The 4736-nt window shown below is 60.7% G+C and carries 4 protein-coding genes and 2 pseudogenes; 3 read left to right on the top strand and 3 right to left on the bottom strand.

Annotated features, from left to right (window positions below; all coding sequences use genetic code 11):
* Both istB and CHB90_RS25560 read left to right on the top strand, forming a co-directional pair.
* Window positions 1–224: pseudogene (istB, locus tag CHB90_RS25565) on the top strand (IS21-like element ISPkr1 family helper ATPase IstB); the annotation flags it as partial.
* 135 nt (window positions 225–359) lie between these two features.
* Window positions 360–980, top strand: a pseudogene (locus CHB90_RS25560) (ABC transporter substrate-binding protein); the annotation flags it as partial.
* 66 nt (window positions 981–1046) lie between these two features.
* Here CHB90_RS25560 and tdh read toward each other — a convergent pair.
* From tdh to CHB90_RS25545, 3 genes are all read right to left on the bottom strand, one after another.
* Window positions 1047–2084, bottom strand: coding sequence for an L-threonine 3-dehydrogenase (tdh, locus tag CHB90_RS25555; RefSeq protein WP_089280511.1), 1038 nt, complete (start codon window positions 2082–2084; stop codon window positions 1047–1049).
* A complete protein-coding gene (locus CHB90_RS25550) occupies window positions 2081–3268 on the bottom strand; it encodes a glycine C-acetyltransferase (protein ID WP_089280510.1) in 1188 nt (395 codons plus the stop codon). Before CHB90_RS25550 ends, tdh begins: the two co-directional genes overlap by 4 nt.
* Before the next feature lie 97 nt (window positions 3269–3365).
* Window positions 3366–3926, bottom strand: coding sequence for a helix-turn-helix domain-containing protein (locus tag CHB90_RS25545; protein WP_089280509.1), 561 nt, complete (start codon window positions 3924–3926; stop codon window positions 3366–3368).
* Between the two features lie 102 nt (window positions 3927–4028).
* Between CHB90_RS25545 and CHB90_RS25540 the strand changes: the two genes are divergently transcribed.
* Window positions 4029–4736, top strand: a 708-nt coding sequence (locus tag CHB90_RS25540) for an aminotransferase class IV (protein ID WP_089280508.1), incomplete at its 3' end; no start/stop codon positions are given.

The raw sequence follows: 4736 nt of genomic DNA, 5'->3' as shown, positions 1-4736 counted from the left end.
GCTATCTCCCGTTTGCTCAGACCGGCGGCCAGCTGCTGTTCCACCTCGTCAGTCGTCTCTACGAGCGCACGTCCATCATCGTGACGACCAACCTCGACTTCGGTGAATGGCCATCGGTCTTCGGAGACGCCAAGATGACGACAGCGCTACTTGATCGCCTTACCCACCACTGCGACATCGTCGAAACCGGCAACGAGAGCTGGCGCTTCAAGACCAGGGAGTAACCCAGGCCCCGCTGGCCCGACGCGGCTGCGCTGTGTGATGGCTACACCGCATCGGGCCAGCTACCCCTGCGCAAAATAAGGGGGTCATTTTTGGGCGCCGATAGGGGGTCAGGATTGCGTGCCGATTGACAGTCGAACGCCGTGTGCCTTGAACTCGGCTATGCCGATCAAGGTGAGGTGGCGGAAAACCACCATGTCTGCCCGATCCACCCGGAGTACGCCGAACTGCCCGCGCCAGAGAATGACCCGGCCAAGGCTGCGGCGTTGATGGCCGAAGCGGGTCTTGCGGATTTCGAGCATGAGCTGATCTCGATTGACGACAACTGGCGCCGAGACACCTGTGATGCCGTTGCCGCGCAGCTGCGCGATGCGGGCATTCAGGTCCGCCGCACGATCATTCCCGGCAATACCTTCTGGAACGATTGGGCGGACTACCCGTTCTCGGCGACCGACTGGGCGCAGCGCCCTCTGGGCGTACAGGTTCTGGCGCTGGCCTATCGGTCAGGCGAGGCGTGGAACGAAACCGGCTTTGCCAATGCCGAATTCGATGAAACGCTAAAGCAAGCCATGGCCATCGCCGACGCCGACGTGCGGCGTGAGCAGTCGGCCAAGCTGCAGAAGATCATGCAGAACGAAGGTGTCGTCATTCAACCCTATTGGCGCGCGACCTACCGCCATGCCCGGCCGGGCGTCATCGGTGCCGAACAACACCCGACATTCGAGATTCATGTGTACAAGCTGGGCCTTGAGGCCTGAACGCACGCACGCCCCGGGGTCAAAACCCTGGGGCGTGTGCCGCATTTCTGAGTTTTCCGAAGGACGTCAGACCCAGTCCAGCACCACCTTGCCGGACTTGCCTGACTTCATCGCCGCAAAACCTTCTTGATAGCGGTCGACGGCAAAGCGGTGGGTGATCACCTTGGATACGTCCAGCCCGTTTTCCAGCATGGCGATCATCTTGTACCAGGTCTCAAAGATCTCACGGCCGTAAACCCCCTTGATCGTGATCGCCTTGAACACGATCCGCGACCAGTCGACCGGCGATTTCCCCGGCGGGATGCCCAGCAGAGCGATCCGTCCGCCCATCACCAAGGTCTCAACCATCTGGTCCAGCGCGGTTTGATTGCCCGACATCTCTAGCCCGACGTCAAAGCCTTCGCGCATCTTCAGCCGCGCTGTCACGTCACGCAGGTTCTCAGTCGCCACATTGACTGGCACCACATCGGCCACCTTTTCCGCCAGCGCCAGCCTGTCCGGGTTCACATCCGTGATCACCACATGCCGCGCGCCGACGTGCCGCGCGACCGCCGCCGCCATAATCCCAATCGGACCCGCGCCAGTGATCAGCACGTCCTCTCCCACCAGATCAAAGCTGAGCGCCGTGTGGACGGCATTGCCCAGCGGATCAAGGATGGCACCGATCTCATCGGGGATCTCATCCGGCAAGGGTACCACGTTGAAGGCCGGCAGGCGCAGATATTGCGCAAAGGCCCCCTGCTCATTCACGCCAATCCCGCGCGTTTCCGGATCGAGGTGGAATTTTCCCGCCCGGCTCTGGCGCGAGTGTTTGCCGATCAGATGCCCCTCACCGCTGCACCGTTGACCGATCTTCAGATCGTCCACATTGCGGCCGACCTCGACAATCTCACCGGCAAACTCATGCCCCGTCACCAACGGCACCGGAACCGTCTTTTGCGCCCAGTCGTCCCAGTTCCAGATGTGGATATCCGTGCCGCAGATGCCGGTTGCCTTGATCTTGATCAGCACATCATCCGGGCCAATCTCAGGCACCGGAACGCGTTCCATCCACAGACCTTCCTCGGGTTTGGCCTTGACCAGTGCTTTCATCTGATTGCTCATGAGATCACCTTAAGCTCTCGCCCGACCTTGGCAAACGCATCCATCGCCTTGTCCAGATCCTCGCGTGTCAGCGCTGCGCTCATCTGCGTGCGGATGCGCGCCTGCCCCTTCGGCACCACCGGAAAGAAGAAACCGGAAACATAGATCCCTTCGTCGAACAACCGCGCCGCCATGTCCTGCGCCAGTTGCGCCTCCCCCAACATGACCGGGATGATCGGGTGTTCCCCCGGCAACAGGTCAAAGCCAAGATCGGTCAGGCCCGCGCGCCAATAGGCGGCATTGTGGAACAGCCTTGCGCGCAGGTCGTCGCCCTCTTCGACCAGCCGGATTGCCTCTATCCCCGCCGCCACCACAGCGGGCGGCAAGGCGTTGGAGAACAGATAGGGCCGTGCGCGCTGGCGCAGCAGGTCGATCACCGGCTGAGGTCCGGCGATGTAACCGCCGATGGCCCCGCCCAAGGCCTTGCCCAACGTGCCGGTCAGGATGTCCACATCCACACCGAAATGCGCCGGCGTCCCCTGCCCCTTAGGTCCCATGAAGCCCGTGGCGTGGCAGTCATCCACCATGACCAGTGCATCGTATTCTTCCGCCAGCGCCGTGATTTCGGGGAGCTTCGCCAGATACCCATCCATCGAGAACACGCCATCCGTGGCGATCATGATGAACCGCGCGCCGTCCTCGCGCGCCTTTTGCAACTGCGCCTCTAGCTCTGCCATATCGGAATTGGCATAGCGATAGCGCTGCGCCTTGCACAACCGGATGCCGTCGATGATCGAGGCATGGTTCAGTGCATCCGAAATGATGGCGTCCTCCGGCCCCAAGAGTGGCTCAAAGAGCCCTCCATTAGCGTCAAAGCAAGCGGCAAACAGGATCGAATCGTCCTTCCCCAAAAACCTTGCGAGCCGCGTCTCCAGTTCGCGGTGCAGATCCTGCGTACCGCAAATGAACCGGACAGAGGCCATACCGTATCCCTTTGGATCCATAGCGGATTTCGCAGCGGCGATCAGGTCCGGATGATTGGCAAGGCCCAGGTAATTGTTGGCGCACAGGCAGATCTTGCTCTGGCCATCCACCATGATCTCACCACCCTGCGGCGAGGTGATCAGGCGCTCACGCTTCATCAGGCCCTCAGCGTCAATCTGGGCCAGCGTATCGGTCATATGGGTCAGGAATCGGTGTGTCATGTCAGCCTCCGTTGCAGGAAAGCTAACATAACGGACGCACTTCCCAAATAGAGGATTTTCAGGATGCCGGATTTTTTTCCACCATATCGGCGGACCCTCAGGCGTCCTGCACCACTAGAAATGCGCGCGCCGGGGCAATGGCCGAGATACGGTGCGCGACGTCGGCGGCGTATCGCGCAGTATCACCGGGGCCCAACCGCTCGGCCCCGCTGGCACTGGTCACCTCAATCTCTCCCTCGATCACGCTGAGGTGCTCGCGCGCGCCTCGGGTGTGCGGCAGGCTGTCGAGCATTCCGCCCGCAGCAAAACGAAGTTCATACACCTCATGCTGTCCCGCTTCTTCGGGCGGAGAAAGAATGCGGATGGTACAGCCCGCGCCACGGTTCTCGATGGTGGGAACGTCACTTGCGCGCAAGACTTCGATCTGGCGCACCGGAGCCTCGTCCAACAGCCCGGCAAAGTCGACCTGCAAGGCGCGGGTCAGATTCCAAAGCGTCGCGATGGTGGGCGAGGATTCGCCCCGTTCAATCTGGCTGACCATACTTCGGGACACGCCCGACAATTTCGCCACGGCATCCAGCGACAGGCCCTGCGCGCGGCGGGCCTCTTTCAGTCTGGTCGGCAGCTTGGCCAAGATGGCGTCAGGGTCTTCCGTCATACCGGATGAATAGCCCGAGCATCTCATCCCGACAAGCCTGTTGCCCTTTTCACTATGCGCAGGCCATGTCACGGTTCGCGCGATTTCAGACAGGACAGCCCCATGACCGACAGCCTTGTTTCGACCCATGACGCCGCCCCCGACGCGCGCAATGACGATATCCTGATCTACGTCAACGGCGAGATCGTCCACCGCGACGCGGCGCGGGTATCGGTTTACGACAGTGGCTTTTTACTGGGTGATGGCATCTGGGAGGGATTGCGCCTGTATGACGGGCATATTCCCTTTCTCGAAGCCCATCTTGACCGACTGTATGAGGCAGCGTTGTTTCTGGACCTCGACATCGGAAAGACGCGGGCCAACCTGACACAGGCGGTTTGGGACACGCTGAAGGCCAACGGCATGACCACGGATGTGCATATCCGGCTCATGGTCACGCGTGGGCGCAAGATTAAACCGTTCCAGCATCCACATCTGAGCGTCTACGGCCCCACAATCGTGATCATAGCAGAGCATTCAAAGCCGGACGATGGCGTGATCGAACGTGGGATTTCCTTGTTCACCGTGCCCCATCATCGCGGATTGCCTCTGACGCAAGATGCCAAGCTGAACTCACATTCCAAGCTGAACTGCATCATTGCCCTGAACCAAGCGGTGCGCGCGGGCGCGGATGAGGCGTTGATGCTCGACCCATTCGGGTTTGTGAACACGACCAACGCCTGCAACTTTTTCATCGTCCGCAAAGGCGCTGTTTGGACATCAACCGGTGACTATTGCATGAATGGGATCACCCGCCAGAAGGTAATCGAC

The sequence above is a fragment of the Antarctobacter heliothermus genome, from assembly GCF_900188425.1.
GTDB classification, from domain to species: Bacteria; Pseudomonadota; Alphaproteobacteria; order Rhodobacterales; family Rhodobacteraceae; genus Antarctobacter; species Antarctobacter heliothermus.
This window is presented reverse-complemented; position numbering and strand designations above follow the sequence as displayed.

Bases quoted from the DNA above. Each gene is read 5' to 3' on its own strand.
- tdh (WP_089280511.1), bottom strand. From the start codon at position 2,084: ATGAGCAATCAGATGAAAGCACTGGTCAAGGCCAAACCCGAGGAAGGT.
- CHB90_RS25550 (WP_089280510.1), bottom strand. From the start codon at position 3,268: ATGACACACCGATTCCTGACCCATATGACCGATACGCTGGCCCAGATT.
- CHB90_RS25545 (WP_089280509.1), bottom strand. From the start codon at position 3,926: ATGACGGAAGACCCTGACGCCATCTTGGCCAAGCTGCCGACCAGACTG.